The sequence below is a fragment of the Rhodanobacteraceae bacterium genome (assembly GCA_016713135.1).
GTDB lineage: Bacteria > Pseudomonadota > Gammaproteobacteria > Xanthomonadales > SZUA-5 > JADKFD01.
Genome location: JADJPR010000004.1, coordinates 345,367 through 361,787, shown reverse-complemented (window position 1 = coordinate 361,787; position 16,421 = coordinate 345,367). Strand labels below are relative to the sequence as shown.

Sequence of the window (16,421 nt, the reverse complement as noted above, 5' to 3'; positions counted from 1 at the left end):
TGCAGGAATCGCCGGCGGAGCCCGCTCCTCAAGGCCTGCCGGAAACCCGTGGGTGGAGACCCGATCGCCCGCTTCATCGCGCTCATGAGCTCCGGATCCATCCGTTGCGTTTTTCACTTGGTGACGTTCCGGTGCCGATGGACGGGTTTCAGCTTCGTGAGGGTCTGTAGACTCCGGGCCATCCTAGCAACCAAGGAGCCAGCGCCATGAAAGTCCGCGCCGCCGTCGCCTTCCGTGCGGGTGCCCCGCTGTCGATCGAGACCGTGGATCTCGACGGCCCGCGCGCCGGCGAAGTGTTGGTCGAGATCAAGGCCACGGGCATCTGCCATACGGATGCTTACACCCTCTCCGGCGCCGATGCCGAGGGCAAGTTCCCGGCAATCCTCGGCCATGAAGGCGCAGGTGTGATCGTGGATGTCGGCCCCGGGGTCAAGAGCGTGCGCAGGGGGGATCACGTGATCCCGCTGTACACGCCCGAGTGCCGCGAGTGCGAGTACTGCCTGAACCCCAAGACCAACCTCTGCCAGGCGATCCGCTCGACCCAGGGCCAGGGTCTTATGCCCGATGGCACCAGCCGCTTCTCGATCGACGGCACGCCGATCTGGCACTACATGGGCACCAGCACCTTTGCCAACTACATCGTGTTGCCGGAAATCGCGGTGGCGAAGATCCGTCCCGATGCGCCCTTCGACAAGGTCTGCTACATCGGCTGCGGCGTGACCACCGGCATCGGTGCGGTGATCTACACCGCCAAGGTTGAACCGGGCTCGCGCGTGGTGGTGTTTGGCCTCGGCGGCATCGGCCTGAACGTGATCCAGGGCGCGCGGATGGTCGGCGCCAGCCAGATCGTCGGGGTCGACATCAATCCGGCCAAGCGCGCGCTGGCGGAGAAGTTCGGCATGACCGACTTCGTCAATCCGAAGGAAGTCGACGGCGACCTGGTGCAATACCTGGTGTCGCTGACCAAAGGTGGCGCCGACTACAGCTTCGAGTGCGTCGGCAACACCACCCTGATGCGCCAGGCGCTGGAGTGCTGCCACAAAGGCTGGGGCACCAGCGTGATCATCGGCGTGGCCGAATCCGGCAAGGAGATCAGCACGCGCCCGTTCCAGTTGGTCACCGGCCGCAACTGGCGCGGCAGCGCCTTCGGCGGCGCGCGTGGCCGCACCGACGTGCCGAAGATCGTCGACTGGTACATGGAAGGCCGCATCGACATCGACAGCCTGATCACCCACACGCTGCCGCTGGAACGCATCAACGAGGGCTTCGACCTGATGCACCGCGGCGAGTCGATCCGCTCCGTGGTGCTCTACTGATGTCGCCAGAGACCATCGCCGAGCACGTGTGCTTCGGCGGCGTGCAGGGCTTCTACCGGCACGACTCGATGGAGTGCCGCGGGCCCATGCGGTTTTCGGTCTACCGGCCGCCACAGGCGATGGCCGGGCCGCGCCCGGTGCTGTTCTTCCTGGCCGGACTGACCTGCACCGAAGAGACCTTTGCGATCAAGGGCGGCGCACAGCGCCTGGCTGCGGAGCTTGGGCTGATCCTGGTGGCACCCGACACCAGTCCGCGCGACACCGGCTTCCCGGGCGCCACCGGGGACTGGGAGTTCGGCGAGGGCGCCGGCTTCTGGCTCGACGCGACGGCGGGCCCGTGGGTCGAGCGCTTCCGCATGGAGAGCTGGGTCACCAGGGAACTGCGCTCGCTTGCCGCGACCCATTTCAACGCCGACCTCGACCGCTGCGGCATCTTCGGCCACTCGATGGGCGGGCATGGCGCGCTGACCCTGGCGCTGAAGTATCCGCAGATGTTCCGGAGCGTCTCGGCCTTCGCGCCGATCGTCGCGCCGACCCAGGTCCCCTGGGGCCAGAAGGCGTTGCCGCGCTATCTCGGCGACTTCCCGCACCTGTGGGCGGAACACGACACCTGCGAACTGCTGCGGCACCGGCGCACCGCGCAGGAAATCCTGGTCGACCAGGGTCTCGCCGACAGATTCCTCGACAGCCAGTTGCAGCCCGAGCGCCTGGAGGCGGCCTGCGCCTCGATCCGGCAGCCACTGACGCTGCGTCGGCACGCCGGTTACGACCACGGCTACTATTTCATCCAGAGCTTCATCGACGATCATCTGCGGCACCACGCGGCGACGCTGTGCCGGTGAGCTTTGCGCACACTCGATTCTGTGGCTACGATCACGCCGTGACCACGCTTGACACCAGCGCAAGCGGGCGCCAGGGGAAATGGCGTTCAAGATGCAATGCAAGGAAGCAAGCAGGAGTAGCCCCGGCGTGCGTAGCCTGATCGTGTTGATACTTTACTGGTTGGCTGCGCCTGCCCTGGCGCAGGGCATCCCGGTGCCGTCCAACACCGGAAACTGCCTGAATACCGAAGAAGCCGCGCTGGTGCAGGCGGTCAACGCCTACCGCGTGCAGAACGGCAAGGCCGCGCTGCCGGCATCCCGTTGGCTCAGCACCACCGGCCAGTGGCATGCCTGGGACCTGCAGGCCAACGCGCCGGTCGGTGGCAATTGCAACCTGCACAGCTGGTCAGGTGCGATGCCGTCCTTGTGGCAGGCGGTCTGCTACACGCCCGACCACGCGCAGGCGGCGCAGATGTGGGGCAAGCCGCGGCAGATCTCCAACAACACCTACACCGGCAACGGCTACGAGAACGCGGCGGTCGCCGGGGGTGCAATCACCGCCAACATCGCGCTGACCGCCTGGCAGAACAGCCCCGCGCATCGCGATGTGATCCTCAACCAGGGCGTCTGGGCGGGCGTCAATTTCCGCGGCATGGGCGTGGGCATCGTCGGCAATTACGCCGTGCTCTGGTTCGGCGACGGCGCCGATCCGGCCGGCAGCATCTCCGAGTGCACCGGCACCTCGCCGGCCATCTACAACAACGGCTTCGAGTGAACCCATGCGCCAGATGCTGCTGGTGTGCGCCACGCTGACCTTGGTCGCCTGCAGCGAACCGCCGCCACCGCCCGCGCCTCCTGCGCCTCCACCGCCCCCGGCCGTGCCGGAAGCCGATCTCTACCTGCTGCTGGTCGGCGGCAATGGCTTCAAGCCGAGCATGACGCTGGCCGACTTGCGCGCGCGCTACGGCGCTGCCGAGGTAGCCGAGCAATCGGTCCCGCTCGGTGAAGGCGACAGCGAGCCTGGTGCAATCATCCATCCGGACGATCCCGCCCGGCGCGCGTTTGTCTATTTCCTCGACGCCAATCCCGCAGGCAGCATCACAGCGATCCACGTGCGCGACGCTGGTTCCAACTGGACCGGCCCGCTCGGCATCCGCATCGGCACCAGCAGCAGCGAACTCGAGCGCCTCAACGGCAAGCCCTACAAGTTCCTCGGTTTCGACTGGGATTACGGCGGCTACGTCAGCAACTGGGCCGATGGAACACTCGCCCGCGCCTTCCTCGAACCCGGCCAGCTCTCGCTGCGGCTGGCGCCGCCGGAGCTGTCCGAGGGCGTCGAACGCGCGGCGGACTACCCGGCCGGCGATGCCGAGTTCGCATCGGACCTGCCTGCGATGCGCGCGCAGCCCGCGGTGGTGGTCGAGATGGGACTGGGTTTCGTACCAGCGTCTGGTGCCACAGAAGCGCCGCCCGCCGAGCCGTCCGCCAGCGCCGAGCCGCCGGCGGACTGAGTCCGCTCAGGGCTTCTCGCAGAACGAGGCTTCAGACCCGCTGCGCCCGCGGAAACTGACCGTGGGGCGGCCGTTTGGCTCGTAGTAGATCGAGGTGAATCCGTCCGGCATCGCCTCACCCAGGTAGCCGGTGAAGCGGATCTGCCCGTTGGCTGCGTCGAAACTGAAACTGCCCTCGCTGCCATCGGCGGCGGCGGTGTAGCGGCCGGGCGCGGTGACCTCGAAATTGAGGTCCATGCGCGCGCTGTTGAAGGCCCAACACTCGTAGCTGCCGATCGCCACCTGGGTAGCCGCACCGTCGGGGCGCCGGGCTGGGGTGGTGGCGGCCGGAGGCGGCGACGCTGCGGGTGCAACTGGCGCGGGCGGCACCGCGGCGGATGGCTGTGCGGCCGCCGACAAGGGGCGGATCCACTTGGCCGGCACCGGTAGCACGTATCCATTGCATTCAGCGCGGTACTGGTCCCACTGGTTGGGTCCGCTCTCGATGGTGCAGACCTCCCAGAACTGGTCCATCTGGGTCGGCGAGGCCTCGACACGGGTGCCCGGCGCCCAGGTCGCGGCCGTCGCTGCCGCGGACACCACCCACAAGCCTGCCGCGATCGCGCTGCGCATACTCGCCTCCTGCACGGACCGGCACATTGGACGCCGGTTACGGCGGCGAATCAAGCATGCGGGCGGACCTGTTCAACGCGGAGACGCCAAGGACGCAGAGGTACGCAGAGGAAAGCGTCCGATGTTCACGCCGACGCGATCACGCTCGGAGACGCAGAGAAAAAGAGAGAAAGGAGAAGTGCGTCACTGCCTTCCCCTGCTCTTCTCTGCGTTCCTTTGCGTTCTTGGCGTCTTTGCGTTGATCTCTTCCGCCAACGCCTCATCGGGTGCCGCCCGCCAGCACCCGGGGAACCCGCCGACTCGATCAAACGCGGAGACGCAGAGAACACGGAGAAAAGAACCCCTGCCTTCTCCTGCTTTTCTCTGCGTTCCTCTGCGTCCTTGGCGTCTCCGCGTTGAACCGCTCCGGCCGTGCGATCAGGGTAGCCTTGGCGAAGTCCGCCACTCCACTGCAAGACCCTTGACCCAGATCCCCCTGCACGTGCGCTGTTTCGGCGAAGGCCCGCCGCTTCTGCTGATCCATGGCCTGGGCTCCAGCGGCGATGACTGGGCCTTCCAGATTCCGCCGCTCGCCGAACGTCACCAGCTGATTGTCCCCGATCTCAGCGGCTGCGGGCGCAGTCCGGCCCACGGCACGGCGTCGATCGCGGGATGGGCCCAGGAACTGCTCGGCTGGATGGAACGACGCGGCATCGATTCGACGGCCGTCGTCGGCTATTCGATGGGCGGCGCGGTGGCGCTGGAAATGGCGTTGCAGGCGCCCGCGCGAGTGCAGCGCCTGGCGACCATCAACAGCCTGCCGAGCTACCGCGTCGACCATTGGCGCAAATGGCTGGAACTGAATCTGCAGGTCGGCATGGTCCGCGTGCTCGGCCTGCCGCGCACCGCGCGGATGATCGCCGGAAGGCTGTTCCCGCACCCGCACCAGGCGGCGATGCGCCAGCGGGTGATCGATGTCGTCGGCGGCAACCCGGTGCAGCCTTACCTGCGCTGTGCCCGGGCGCTGGCCGATTGGTGCGCGGCCGAGCGCTGCGAGGGCTTCGCCACGCCGATGCTGATGCTGGCCGGCGAGCACGATTACACTCCGCTGGCCGAGAAGCACGCCTGGGCACGCCGGCTGGGGGCGCAGGTCGCGGTGGTGGTGGGCTCGCGCCACGGCACTCCGTTCGACGCGATTGCCGCGACCAACGCCGCGCTGCTGGCCTTCCTCGCCGACGAGGCACTGCCACAGGGGCTGGCCGTCGACACGCCCGAGACCACGCCCACCGCGCCGCCGACGCTGCCGCCTGAAATACGCTGAGCATCCTCCTGGACAGGTCGCAACTCATTGATTTTGCGTAGCGCGGAGCATCGCGCAGCGATTCACGGCAGCAACTACCACGGGCGCTGCGCGCACCGCACCGCACGCGACGCGTGACGTGGCGCACCGGACGGACGAAACTCCCGCCGGCACATCGGAATTCTCCTACACGCACTTCGGCACTTTGCCGACGCGGGCGCAGGCGCTCCCCGCGCAGGATCTCGGCACCCGGGACTCGGAGCGGAACAGCATGCGACTGCGACACCTGATCGGACTGATGTTGCTGTTGTGCTGGGGCAGCATGGCGGTCGCCCAGACACGCGTGGCCGAATGCCGCGGCGCGCATGGCGAGCGCATGTTCGGCGACCCTGCGCGCTGCGCCGCCAGCGTGCTGCGCGAATGGACCCTGCCCGCAGCGCCTGCCAGTCCGCCGCCAGCGCGCGCGCAGGCGGAAGCAGTCCGACGGCAGCGCGGCGGCAGCGGCCGCTCGACCGCGCACGCCGATGCCCGCGAGTCCTACCAATGCTCCACGCCCAGCCGCAGCTGGTACCAGCACACGCCCTGCCGCGGCGGCAGCGGCAGCGGCAAGCAGCGCGAATCGGTGCGGCAGACGCGCGTGTCGCGCGCGCATGCCTGCCGCGAGATTGCGCGCCCGGCGGCGCTGCTGCGCCGCGGCAGCCAGCAGGACCAGCGCGCCGGGCCCTACGAGAAGGCGACCGGGCGCGATCCCTGTCGCTGAGCGCTGGCCGTCGGTGTCGCAGAAACGTAGCCTTCGGTCTGTCCCGACCGACTGGAGCGCCACGATGCAGCGACGTCCGCTTGCGCACCTGCTTGCCCTGGCCTCTTGCTGGCCGCTCGCGGCGATGGCGGCCGAGCCGCCGCCGCTGGAGCAGCGCTTCGCCGCGCTCGCGCCGCTGGTCGGGCACTGCTGGATTGCGCCGATCGGTGGCGACGGCCTGCGCGATGTGCAGTGCTACGAATGGCTTTACGACGAGCAGTTCGTCCGCAGCACGCACATGGTGCTGGGCGGCAAGGGCAAACCCTACCAGGGCACCACGATGTACGCCTGGGACGGACGCCACCAGCGCCTGCGTTACGACTACTACACCAGCACCGGCGCCGTGAGCGAAGGCCATGTCGCGGCCGATGGCGACCATTGGCTGTTTGTCGAGACGCACGTGGACCCGGCGGGCCACGAGATCGCCCTGCGCACCACCCTGGTCCAGGACGACGCCCGCCACTACAGTGTGGCAACCCGGATGTCGGGCGACGCCGAGGGCCCGCCAAAGGCGCGCACCTATGTGCGCAGCGATGCCGCGGGCACGCCGCAGGCGCGCGTGCTGCATGCGGAGCGCGAATGGCTGCTGGCGTGGGCCAGCAACCGCGACGGCAACTGGGAGATCTATCGCGAGGAAGCCGATGGCAGCGCGCGCAACCTGACCCGCGCCGCCAGCGCGCAATGGCCATATGGCGTGGCCGGCCACCGGCTCTACCTGGTGAGTTCCGCGCGCGCCGACGATGAACCCAAGGGCTGGCGGCTCGAGCGACTCGACCGGCCAGACGAGGCGCCTGTGCGAGTGCATGCGCGCATCGTCAAGGACTCGCTGGTCAGTCCACACCCGGACGGCGTACGCCTCGCGGCCACTGTGCTGGACAACGGTATCTCGCAGATCGTGCTGCTGGACGCCAATGGCGAGATCGAACAGACGCTGAGTCCTGCCGGGGTGGCCGAAAGCGATCCCGACTTCGCCGCTGATGGCCGACTGCTGTTCCGTTCGCAGCGCAGCGGCAGTTGGGAACTGTGGGTCCAGGATGCCGACGGCAAGGTCATGCAGCTCACATCCGACCCGTCGAATGACCGCGTGGACATCCATTCCTATGGTGGCGAGGGCCCGGGTCGCTGGTCGCCCGATGGCTCGCGCATCGTCTGGCAGCGCAGTTTTCCCGATCGCGACAACGACATCTGGGTCATGCACGGCGACGGCAGCGGCGCGGCGAACCTGACCCCGGGGCATCTCGGCGACGACAGCTACCCGACATGGTCGCCCGACGGGCGCTGGATCGCATTCGCGTCGGATCGCGAGAACGACAGCGAGATCTGGCGGATGAACGCCGATGGCAGCGAACCGCGGCGAGTCACCTATTCTCCCGGCAGTGATTCGCAACCGATGTGGCTGCAGGCCACGCCCGAGTAGCGCGGCAAGCGGGCAGATCCCAGGCATCGGCGCCCGGCCCGGATGACGGGTCGCAGCCGGTCTCGCGCCCGCGCCTCAACCCGCGCCCGGCAACACCAGACCCTTTGGGCATGCGGTAGCTCTCGATGAAGGCGCGACAGGCGTCCGCATCCAGCGCGCGCGACAGCCAGTAGCCCTGCACCTCGTCGCAGTTCTCGCCGCGCAGGAAGGTCAGCTGGTGCTCGGTTTCGACGCCCTCCGCCACCACCGAGAGACCCAGCGAGTGCGCCATCAGCACGATGGTTGAGGTCAACACTTCGTCGTCGACATTGTGCTCGATGCCATCGACGAAGCTCTTGTCGATCTTGACCGTATCGATGGCGAGCCCGCGCAGGTAGCTGAGCGAGGAATAGCCGGTACCGAAGTCGTCGATGGCCGCGCGCACGCCGAGTTCACGCAATTCGGCGATGGTCGCTCCAGTGCGGCGCGGATCAGCCATCAGCGCGCTTTCAGTGAGCTCGATCTCCAGCCAGGCCGGCGACAGACCGTGGCCATCGAGCACCATCTTGACCAGCTCCGCGTAATCTCCGCGGGTCAGTTGCACCGCCGAAACGTTCACCGCGATCCGCAGCTGCGGCAACCCTGCATCGGCCCAGGCGCGTGCCTGCGACAGGGCCTGGCGCAGGGCCCATTCGCCGAGCGGCAGGATCATCCCGTTTTCCTCGGCGATCGGAATGAAGCGTGACGGCGGCACGTGTCCGAGCTCGGCCGAGCGCCAGCGCAGCAGCGCCTCCACACCGGTGATGCGGCCGCTCCGCAGGCTCAGCTTCGGCTGATACACCAGGCGCAACTCGTCGCGGTCCAGCGCCTTGCGCAAGGCCGCTTCCAGCCGCGTCCTTTCGCTGGCGTCCTCGGCCATTCGCGCGCTGTAGACCCGGTAGGTGTTGCGGCCGCGCGCCTTCGCCTCGTACATCGCGGCGTCCGCGTGCCGCAGCAATTCGTCCATGTTGCGGCCATGGTCCGGATAGTAGGCAATGCCGATCGATGGCGAGATCGCAATCTCCTGGCCAGACACCAGCAGCGGGCCGGCGAAAGCATCGAGCACCTCGGCGGCCAGCCGTTCGACGCCCTCGTTGCTGGTGTCTTCGGTGGCGATCACGGTGAATTCGTCGCCGCCGATGCGCGCGACGTTCTCGGTGGCGCCCACCACATGCGCCAGGCGTCGCGCGGCCTGCTTGAGCAGTTCATCGCCGGCCGCGTGACCAAGCGAATCGTTGACGTGCTTGAAGCGGTCGAGGTCCATGAACAGCAGGGCGAAGCGCCGGCTGCCGCCGGTATCGATGCGCTGGCGCAAGCGCTGGCGCAGGTGGGCGCGGTTCGGCAGCGAGGTCAGCGTGTCGAAATGCGCGAGATAACGCAGGCGCTGTTCGGCACGCTTGCGGTCGGTGATATCGGCCAGGACGGCCACCCAGTGGGTGCGTCCGCCCTCCGGCGAGAGCACCTCGGCGATCTGCAGCCAGGCGAGGAAATCGTCGCCCGAGCGGCGCCGCTGCCACATCTCGCCAGACCAGCTGCCGCGTTGCAGCAGTTCATCGCGCATTTCGCGGTAGAAGGATTCCGGATGCTGCGGCGAGTTCAGGATTCCGGACGTCTGGCCGGCGATCTCGCCCGCCTCGTAGCCGGTCAGCCTGAGGAAGGCGGGATTGGCCGAGACGAAGCGGAACTCGAGGTCGGTGACCGACACGCCCTCCAGCATGTGGCGAATGACCTCGGCGCTGGTTCGGCGCTCGGCGTCGCCGGCGCGCTCGGCCTCGATGACGCGAAAAGTGCCGGCGACCAGCGTAGGCGTTCCGGCGTCATTCCGCGCGACCACGCGGCCGCGGGCACGTACCCAGTTCCAGACCCCCGCCGAATCGCGCAGACGGTACTCCACCTCGTATTGCGGAGCCGTTCCGTCGAGGTGCGCAGCGATCGCAGCCTCCACTCGCGGCCGGTCCTCACGGTGGATCACACGCTCGCGCCAGTTACGACCCTTCATCGAGGTGTGGCGATCGAAGCCGAGCATCGGGGCGGCACTGGACCAGGAGAGCACATCGTCGGCCACTTCCCAGATCCAGAAGCTGTCGCCGCTGCCCCACAGCGCCCACTTCAGCCGCTGATCGGAATCCATCGCCGCTGGAAGCAGGTCATTGCTGCGCAGCGCAGTGCGCCGCCCCACCAGCCAGCCGGCCACCAGGGCGAGCGCGACCAGCAGCAGCACCGCCAGCAGATCGCCACCGGACCACGCACCCGTGGCCGCCGACGCGGGTTCCGCCAGGCCGATCAGGATCGGCCCGAGCCAGCGTGATGTCGGGTTGTCTTGAAACATCGATGGCCTCTTTCCCCTCACGCGCATTCTATGCGCCACGACGCGCGCGCGGACGCATTCCCGAGATCTGCGCAGGCACGCGGTGCTGGCATAGAATTGCGCGTCACTCCGAAGGCCCGCAGATGGAAAACGCACCCGATTTTGATGAACTGGTCGCCGCGCTGCGCTCGCTGAATGCGGGCATCGGCGCCTCCGATCTGCACGGCAGCCTGTGCGGATACCTGTGCGCCGGTGGCCAGAACATCCGGCAGTTCCTCGAAGCGGTCTCGCTGCAGACGCTGCTGGATTCGGAAGCGGATGCGCATCACCGCGCCGCCATCGCCGGCCTGGTGCAGCACAGCCACCGCGAGCTGGAAAGCGACGAATACACCTTCGCGCCGCTGCTGCCGGACCCCGAGCGGCCGGTAGCCGAGCGGACCGAAGCCTTGCAGCAGTGGTGCCAGGGATTCGTCGGAGGCTTGGGCCTGGGCGGCTTTGCCGACGAACGCAAGCTGTCCGAGGACGGCCGCGAGGTCCTGCGCGACCTGCTCGAAATCGCGCGCACCGCGGTCAGCCACGACGAGGACAGCGAGGTCGACGAAACCGCACTCGCCGAACTGACCGAGTTCGCGCGCGTGGCCGCGCTGCTGTTGCGCAGCGATCTGCGCGCACCAGCGGCTGCGACCGCCGGCATGGCGGGCAGCGCATGAGCGTCAGCACCGCCGAGCACCGCCGGCGCCGCCGGCAACTGATGGAACTCGCCGGCGAGGGCGCGATCGTCATCGTGCCCGCGGCACCCGAACGCATCCGCAACAACGACGCGCATTACCCGTACCGCCAGGACAGTGACCTGGTCTACCTGACCGGCTTCGAGGAACCCGAGTCGGTGCTGGTCCTGGTTCCCGGTCGGCAAGCTGCCGAGAGCATCCTGTTCTGCCGCGAGCGCGACCGCGCGCGCGAGCAGTGGGACGGCCCGCGCCTGGGCCCCGAGCAGGCACCGGCCGCGCTGCAGGTCGACGACGCCTTCCCGATCGCCGACATCGACGACATCCTGCCCGGCCTGGTCGAGGGTCGCGAGCGCGTCTACTACCACTTCGGGCGCGATTCGGAATTCGACCTGCGCGTGCTCGGCTGGATCAACCGCGTGCGCGCCGAGGTGCGCCGCGGCGCACGGGCGCCGCACGAGATCATCGCGCTAGGTTTCCTGCTGCACGAGCTGCGCCTGTTCAAGAGTCGCGGCGAGGTTCAGCTGATGCGCCGCGCAGCGCAGATCGCCGCCGAAGCACACACCCGCCTGCTGGCGATCTGCCAGCCGGGCATGACCGAGTTCGAAATCGAAGCGGAGATCCTGCACACCTTCCGCCGCCACCGCGCGGTGCCCGCCTACGAGCCGATCGTCGCTGGCGGCGCGAATGCCTGCGTGCTGCACTACCGCGCCAACCAGTGCGAGCTGAAGGATGGCGACTTGCTGCTGGTCGATGCCGGCGCGGAATTTGCGTGCTACGCCAGCGACATCACGCGCACCATCCCGGTCAACGGCCGCTTTTCCCCGGAGCAGCGTGCGATCTATCAACTGGTGCTGGACGCGCAGATTGCCGCCATCGATCAGGCGCGCCCCGGGCGTCATTGGAATGATGTCCACGACACCGCGGTGAAGACCTTGACCGCAGGCCTGATCCGGCTTGGCCTGCTGAAGGGCTCGCTGGCGAAGAACCTGAAGGACGAGCGCTACAAGGATTTCTACATGCACAAGACCGGCCATTGGATCGGCCTGGATGTGCATGACGTCGGCGACTACCGCATCGACGGCCAGCCCAGGCTGATCGAGCCGGGCATGGTGATGACGGTCGAGCCTGGCCTGTACATCTCGCCGGATCTGAAGGATGTCCCCGCGCGCTGGCGCGGCATCGGCGTGCGTATCGAGGACGATGTGCTGGTCACGCGCAACGGTCCGGAGGTGCTGACGGCGGATGTGGTCAAGGACATCGATGCCATCGAGGCGGCCATGGCCGCGGCCGCAGCGGCCCGCCCACCCCCCCTCGCGCCGACGTCCCGCGCGCAAGGCCGCATGAGTCCCGCGCTGCTGGCCGATCTGATCCTGGTCGGCCATGCATTCATCATCGCCTTCATTGTGTTCGCACTGCCCCTGACCTGGATCGGCGCATGGCGTACCTGGGCGTGGGTGCGTCGCCCGTGGTTTCGCCTGACGCACCTCGCACTCATCGTCTTCGTGGTTGCCCAGACCTGGCTGGACCAGCTGTGCCCACTGACGGTCTGGGAAGCCGAGTTGCGGCGCGCCGCCGGACAGGCCGACCACGGCGACCAGTTCATCGCCCACTGGCTCGCCGAACTGGTGTTCGTCGAGGCTTCGCTGGACGTCCTTGCATGGGTCTACACGGTGTTCGGGCTCGCCGTTGTCCTGACCCTGTGGTGGGTGCCGGTGCGCTGGCGCAGCGGCTGAGATCGCGTCCGGCAACCCTTGCACTCCCGCGCGCCAATCCCCACCATCCGGGATCAACGCCCACCCGCCCCAAGCCCATGAGCGACAACCTGATCCGCCTGGTCGAAGTCGGACCTCGCGATGGCCTGCAGAACGAAGCGCGGCAGGTGCCTGCCGCGACCAAGATCGAACTGATCCGACGCCTCGTGGCAGCCGGACATAGGACCGTCGAGGCCACCAGTTTCGTCAGCCCGAAGTGGGTGCCGCAGATGGCGGACGCGGCCGAGGTCTACCGCAGCATCGAGGCGCGGACAGGTGTCGCCTTTCCGGTGCTGGTGCCGAACCTGCAAGGCTACGAGCGCGCGCGCGCGGTCGGTGTGCGTGAGGTGGCGGTGTTCGCCGCGGCCTCGGAAGCCTTCAGCCGGCGCAACATCAATGCGAGCATCGATGAGTCGATCGAGCGCTTCCTGCCGGTGATCGAACGCGCGCGCGCCGACGGCGTCAAGGTGCGCGGCTATGTGTCGACCGTGCTCGGCTGCCCCTACCAGGGCGAGGTGCCGCTGGGCGATGTGGTGCGCGTGGCGACGCGCCTGCACCAGGCCGGCTGTTACGAGATCTCGCTTGGCGACACCATCGGCGTGGGCACCGCGGGCAAGGCACGCGCGATGCTTCGCGCGGTCGCGGCCGAGGTGCCGATGGCGGCCCTGGCGGTGCATTTCCATGACACCTGGGGCCAGGCGCTGGCGAATGTGCTGGTCTGCGTGGAAGCCGGCGTGCGGGTGGTCGATGCCTCGGTCGCCGGCCTCGGCGGCTGCCCGTATGCGGCAGGTGCGAGCGGCAACGTCGCCAGCGAGGACGTGGTCTACCTGCTGCACGGACTGGGCCTCGAGACCGGGATAGACCTCGGCCGCCTGGTGGCCACCGGGCGCTGGATCAGCGAGGAACTGGGGCGCGAGACCGGCAGCAAAGTCGGTCGCGCCTGGCGCGACCCGACCTGATCCGCAGGATTTTGTCGTCACGACCCGCGCCCCCGGGGATCGATTCGGGATAGCCTACGCGTCAGTCCAGCGCGCAGGTCGTGGATGCTTCGATGTCGACCGGATCGTCCTTCGTCTCCCGGCGCACCGCGGTCGATGGCATCGCGCGCGGCCTGCTCGATTGGCTCGTGGACCTCCGCAGCAAGGCTGAGCAGGGAGGCCTCGGGGCCGAGGACCTGGCCGAGATCGCGCGCCGCATCGGCGAACTTCTGCGCCTTGGTCGCTCGGCGGTCTCGCGCTATGGCGGCGTGTTCGACGCTGCCCCGGACGCCATCACGCTGATCGATCGCAACGGCGACATTGTCGACGCCAACCACGCCGCCGAACGCCTGTTTGGCTGGTCGCGCGAGGAACTGCGCAAGCGCAAGGTGCATGACCTCAATCCCAGCCTGCCACCTGATCACATGGACCGGATCTGGGACTCGCTGGACGTGGCGCAGAGCACCATCGTCGAGACCACCAACACCAACAGCAGCGGCAAACTGATCCCGGTCGAGGTGCACTCACGTGCCTATTACGAGGAGGATCGCAAGCTGGTGGTGGCGATCGCCCGCGACATCAGCGAACGCCTGCGCGCCGAGCGCGAGCTGCGCGCCAGCGAGGAGCGTTACGCCGCGCTGCTTGGCGCTGTCGACAAGGGCGTCATCGTGCATGACGGAGACGGCCGGGTGCTGTCGCTGAACGCGGCCGCCGAACGCATCCTGGGACTGCCGTCGGACGTGCTCGATTCGAGAATCAGCCTGGCCACCTGGGACTTGTACGACGGCGACGGGCAAGCGATCGAATGGGCCGACAACCCGGTATTGCGTGCGGTGCGCACCGGCGAGCAGGTCGAGTCCACGGTGCTCGGCCTGGTCGAGCGCAGCAGCGGCATTGGCCGTTGGGTGTCGATCAGCGTAGTGCCGCAGTTCCGCAATGGCGAGGAGCGCCCGTTCCAGCTGATTTCGCTGTTCAGCGACGTCACCGAGCTGAAGCGCGCCGCCGAGTTGTTCGACGAGGTGCAGGCGCTGGCACGCATCGGCGGCTGGACCTTCGACCTCAAGCAACGCAAGTTGTACTGGACCGACGCGCTGTATCGCTTGCTCGGCCGGGATCCAGCCGATCCGGTGGGGACCGACGGGCTGACGCCGATGCTGGTGGCGGGCGACCGGCCACGGCTCGACGCCGCGGTGGCGCGTACCGCACGCGACGGCACGCCGCTGGACATCGAGGTGCGGGTCAATCACCCCTCGCACCGGATGATGTGGGTGCGCGTGCTCGGGCACGCCCAGAGCCGCCACGGCGTGCCCTACCAGCTGACCGGCACGATCCAGGAAATCACCGCGCGCAAGCTCGAGGAAGACCGCTTGCGGCGGCAGGCGCAGACCGATCCGCTGACCGGCCTGCTGAACCGCGACACCATCCTCGCCAACCTTGCGACGGCGCTGGCGGGGACCGATGGCCATCCGGGCCCCGCCCTGCTGTACGTCGACCTCGACCGTTTCAAGGTGGTGAACGATCTGCTCGGGCACAGCGCGGGCGACCGCCTGCTGGTCGCGGCCGCGCGCCGCCTGTCGGCCACCCTGCCAACCTCGGTGCAGATCGCGCGCTTCGGCGGCGACGAGTTCCTGGTGCTGATGCCCGACGCGCCGAACGACGAGTCCGTGTGGCATCTGGCCGAGCAGATCCGCAGCGCCTTCGCCGAGGCCTTCCGGCATGCCGGCGAGGACTTCGTGATCACGCCCTCGATCGGCATCGCGCGCTATCCCAGCGATGGACTCAACGCGCAGCAGTTGCTCAACCATGCCGATGTGGCGATGTACGAGGCCAAGCGCCGCGGACGCAACACCTGGCAGATGTTCTCGCCGGCGCTCGCGCTGCAGCTCAAGGAGCGGCTGCTGATCGAGACCCAGTTGCGCCGCGCGATCGAGAACGAGGAGTTCCACCTCGTCTACCAGCCGAAGATCGACCTGGTCGACGGCCGCGTGATCGGCGCCGAGGCCCTGCTGCGCTGGCGCAGCCGCGTGCTCGGCGACCTGCCGCCCGACACCTTCATCCCGATCGCCGAGACCAGCGGGGACATTGTGCGTATCGGCGCCTGGGTGCTCGACCAGGCCTGCCGCCAGCTGCGCGAATGGCACGACGGCGGTTTGATGCTGGGACACGTCGCGGTCAACGTTTCCTTCCGTCAGTTCCTCGGCGAGCACTTCGAGCGCAGCGTGCGCGGCTCGCTGGAGGCCAGCGGATTGCCGGCGCATTCGCTGGAACTGGAGATGACCGAGCGCGCGCTGATCGAGGACGCCCCCGCTACCGAACACACCCTGGACCGCCTGCGCGAACTCGGCGTGGCAATCAGCATCGACGATTTCGGTGAGGGCTACAGCGCGCTCGGCTATCTGCGGCGGCTGCCGATCGCCGGCATCAAGATCAGCCACAATTTCATGCACGGGGTGCCGTCCAACCCCACCGATGCCAAACTCTGCGAAGCGATCCTGCAGATGGCCCGCGCGCTGGACCTGTCGGTGGTGGCCGAGGGCGTGGAGACCGACGAGCAGCGCGATTTCCTGCTGCAACTCGGCGCCCGCTACGCGCAGGGCTTCTATTTCTCGCGGCCCCTGCCCCCGGCGGACTTCGAGCGCTTCGTGCGCGAACGCATGGACGGCTGAAGCGGCGGGGCGGGTTGTGAGGATTGTGAGGATTGTGAGGATTGTGAGGATTGTGGGTTGTGGGTTGTGGGTTGTGGGTTGTGGGCAGCGAAGCAACCACCAAGAACCGACAACCGGAATCCGGCGCGAATTCTCGCGCCAGCCCCGGAGCAACAGACTCGACGGGCCCCGTTAAGGTCCGCTGTACGCAAGGGGCTATACTGCACCGATTACGTGCA

The 16,421-nt window shown here is 68.1% G+C and carries 13 protein-coding genes; 11 read left to right on the top strand and 2 right to left on the bottom strand.

Going from position 1 to position 16,421, the window contains the following annotated elements; genetic code table 11:
* Positions 1-206: 206 nt before the first annotated feature.
* From IPK27_07335 to IPK27_07320, 4 genes are all read left to right on the top strand, one after another.
* Positions 207-1,316 carry an S-(hydroxymethyl)glutathione dehydrogenase/class III alcohol dehydrogenase gene (locus tag IPK27_07335; GenBank protein MBK8067434.1) on the top strand — a complete coding sequence of 370 codons (1,110 nt, stop codon included), beginning with the start codon at positions 207-209 and terminating at the stop codon, positions 1,314-1,316.
* The gene (gene fghA / locus IPK27_07330) at positions 1,316-2,158 is read left to right on the top strand and encodes an S-formylglutathione hydrolase (GenBank protein MBK8067433.1); all 843 of its coding nucleotides are present in this window, start codon (positions 1,316-1,318) and stop codon (positions 2,156-2,158) included. Before IPK27_07335 ends, fghA begins: the two co-directional genes overlap by 1 nt.
* 127 nt (positions 2,159-2,285) lie before the next feature.
* Positions 2,286-2,912, top strand: a complete 627-nt coding sequence (locus IPK27_07325; protein ID MBK8067432.1) for a CAP domain-containing protein — start codon at positions 2,286-2,288, stop codon at positions 2,910-2,912.
* 4 nt (positions 2,913-2,916) lie between these two features.
* Complete coding sequence (locus IPK27_07320; protein MBK8067431.1) at positions 2,917-3,648, top strand: hypothetical protein; 732 nt, start codon at positions 2,917-2,919, stop codon at positions 3,646-3,648.
* A gap of 6 nt (positions 3,649-3,654) precedes the next feature.
* Here the strand turns inward: IPK27_07320 and IPK27_07315 are convergent, their stop codons facing one another.
* A complete protein-coding gene (locus IPK27_07315) occupies positions 3,655-4,260 on the bottom strand; it encodes a hypothetical protein (protein MBK8067430.1) in 606 nt (201 codons plus the stop codon).
* 460 nt (positions 4,261-4,720) lie between these two features.
* Between IPK27_07315 and IPK27_07310 the strand changes: the two genes are divergently transcribed.
* From IPK27_07310 to IPK27_07300, 3 genes are all read left to right on the top strand, one after another.
* The gene (locus IPK27_07310) at positions 4,721-5,560 is read left to right on the top strand and encodes an alpha/beta hydrolase (GenBank protein ID MBK8067429.1); all 840 of its coding nucleotides are present in this window, start codon (positions 4,721-4,723) and stop codon (positions 5,558-5,560) included.
* Between the two features lie 250 nt (positions 5,561-5,810).
* Positions 5,811-6,299 (top strand): hypothetical protein, encoded by a 489-nt coding sequence (locus IPK27_07305; protein ID MBK8067428.1) that lies wholly within the window; start codon positions 5,811-5,813, stop codon positions 6,297-6,299.
* A 64-nt stretch (positions 6,300-6,363) separates the two neighbouring features.
* Positions 6,364-7,755 (top strand): PD40 domain-containing protein, encoded by a 1,392-nt coding sequence (locus tag IPK27_07300; GenBank protein ID MBK8067427.1) that lies wholly within the window; start codon positions 6,364-6,366, stop codon positions 7,753-7,755.
* Here the strand turns inward: IPK27_07300 and IPK27_07295 are convergent.
* The gene (locus IPK27_07295) at positions 7,697-10,102 is read right to left on the bottom strand and encodes an EAL domain-containing protein (GenBank protein ID MBK8067426.1); all 2,406 of its coding nucleotides are present in this window, start codon (positions 10,100-10,102) and stop codon (positions 7,697-7,699) included. The genes IPK27_07300 and IPK27_07295 overlap by 59 nt on opposite strands.
* A 122-nt stretch (positions 10,103-10,224) precedes the next feature.
* Here IPK27_07295 and IPK27_07290 point away from each other — a divergent pair, with 122 nt between their 5' ends.
* From IPK27_07290 to IPK27_07275, 4 genes are all read left to right on the top strand, one after another.
* On the top strand, positions 10,225-10,791 hold the full coding sequence (locus IPK27_07290; protein MBK8067425.1) for a UPF0149 family protein: 567 nt from the start codon (positions 10,225-10,227) through the stop codon (positions 10,789-10,791).
* Positions 10,788-12,542 carry a Xaa-Pro aminopeptidase gene (gene pepP / locus IPK27_07285; protein MBK8067424.1) on the top strand — a complete coding sequence of 585 codons (1,755 nt, stop codon included), beginning with the start codon at positions 10,788-10,790 and terminating at the stop codon, positions 12,540-12,542. Before IPK27_07290 ends, pepP begins: the two co-directional genes overlap by 4 nt.
* A 77-nt stretch (positions 12,543-12,619) precedes the next feature.
* Positions 12,620-13,519 carry a hydroxymethylglutaryl-CoA lyase gene (locus tag IPK27_07280; GenBank protein ID MBK8067423.1) on the top strand — a complete coding sequence of 300 codons (900 nt, stop codon included), beginning with the start codon at positions 12,620-12,622 and terminating at the stop codon, positions 13,517-13,519.
* 92 nt (positions 13,520-13,611) lie between these two features.
* Positions 13,612-16,203, top strand: a complete 2,592-nt coding sequence (locus IPK27_07275) for an EAL domain-containing protein (protein MBK8067422.1) — start codon at positions 13,612-13,614, stop codon at positions 16,201-16,203.
* The last annotated feature ends 218 nt before the right edge of the window (positions 16,204-16,421 follow it).

Bases quoted from the DNA above. Each gene is read 5' to 3' on its own strand.
- IPK27_07305 (MBK8067428.1), top strand. From the start codon at position 5,811: ATGCGACTGCGACACCTGATCGGACTGATGTTGCTGTTGTGCTGGGGC.
- IPK27_07295 (MBK8067426.1), bottom strand. From the start codon at position 10,102: ATGTTTCAAGACAACCCGACATCACGCTGGCTCGGGCCGATCCTGATC.
- IPK27_07280 (MBK8067423.1), top strand. From the start codon at position 12,620: ATGAGCGACAACCTGATCCGCCTGGTCGAAGTCGGACCTCGCGATGGC.
- IPK27_07320 (MBK8067431.1), top strand. From the start codon at position 2,917: ATGCGCCAGATGCTGCTGGTGTGCGCCACGCTGACCTTGGTCGCCTGC.
- IPK27_07300 (MBK8067427.1), top strand. From the start codon at position 6,364: ATGCAGCGACGTCCGCTTGCGCACCTGCTTGCCCTGGCCTCTTGCTGG.
- pepP (MBK8067424.1), top strand. From the start codon at position 10,788: ATGAGCGTCAGCACCGCCGAGCACCGCCGGCGCCGCCGGCAACTGATG.
- IPK27_07290 (MBK8067425.1), top strand. From the start codon at position 10,225: ATGGAAAACGCACCCGATTTTGATGAACTGGTCGCCGCGCTGCGCTCG.
- IPK27_07315 (MBK8067430.1), bottom strand. From the start codon at position 4,260: ATGCGCAGCGCGATCGCGGCAGGCTTGTGGGTGGTGTCCGCGGCAGCG.
- fghA (MBK8067433.1), top strand. From the start codon at position 1,316: ATGTCGCCAGAGACCATCGCCGAGCACGTGTGCTTCGGCGGCGTGCAG.
- IPK27_07275 (MBK8067422.1), top strand. From the start codon at position 13,612: ATGTCGACCGGATCGTCCTTCGTCTCCCGGCGCACCGCGGTCGATGGC.
- IPK27_07335 (MBK8067434.1), top strand. From the start codon at position 207: ATGAAAGTCCGCGCCGCCGTCGCCTTCCGTGCGGGTGCCCCGCTGTCG.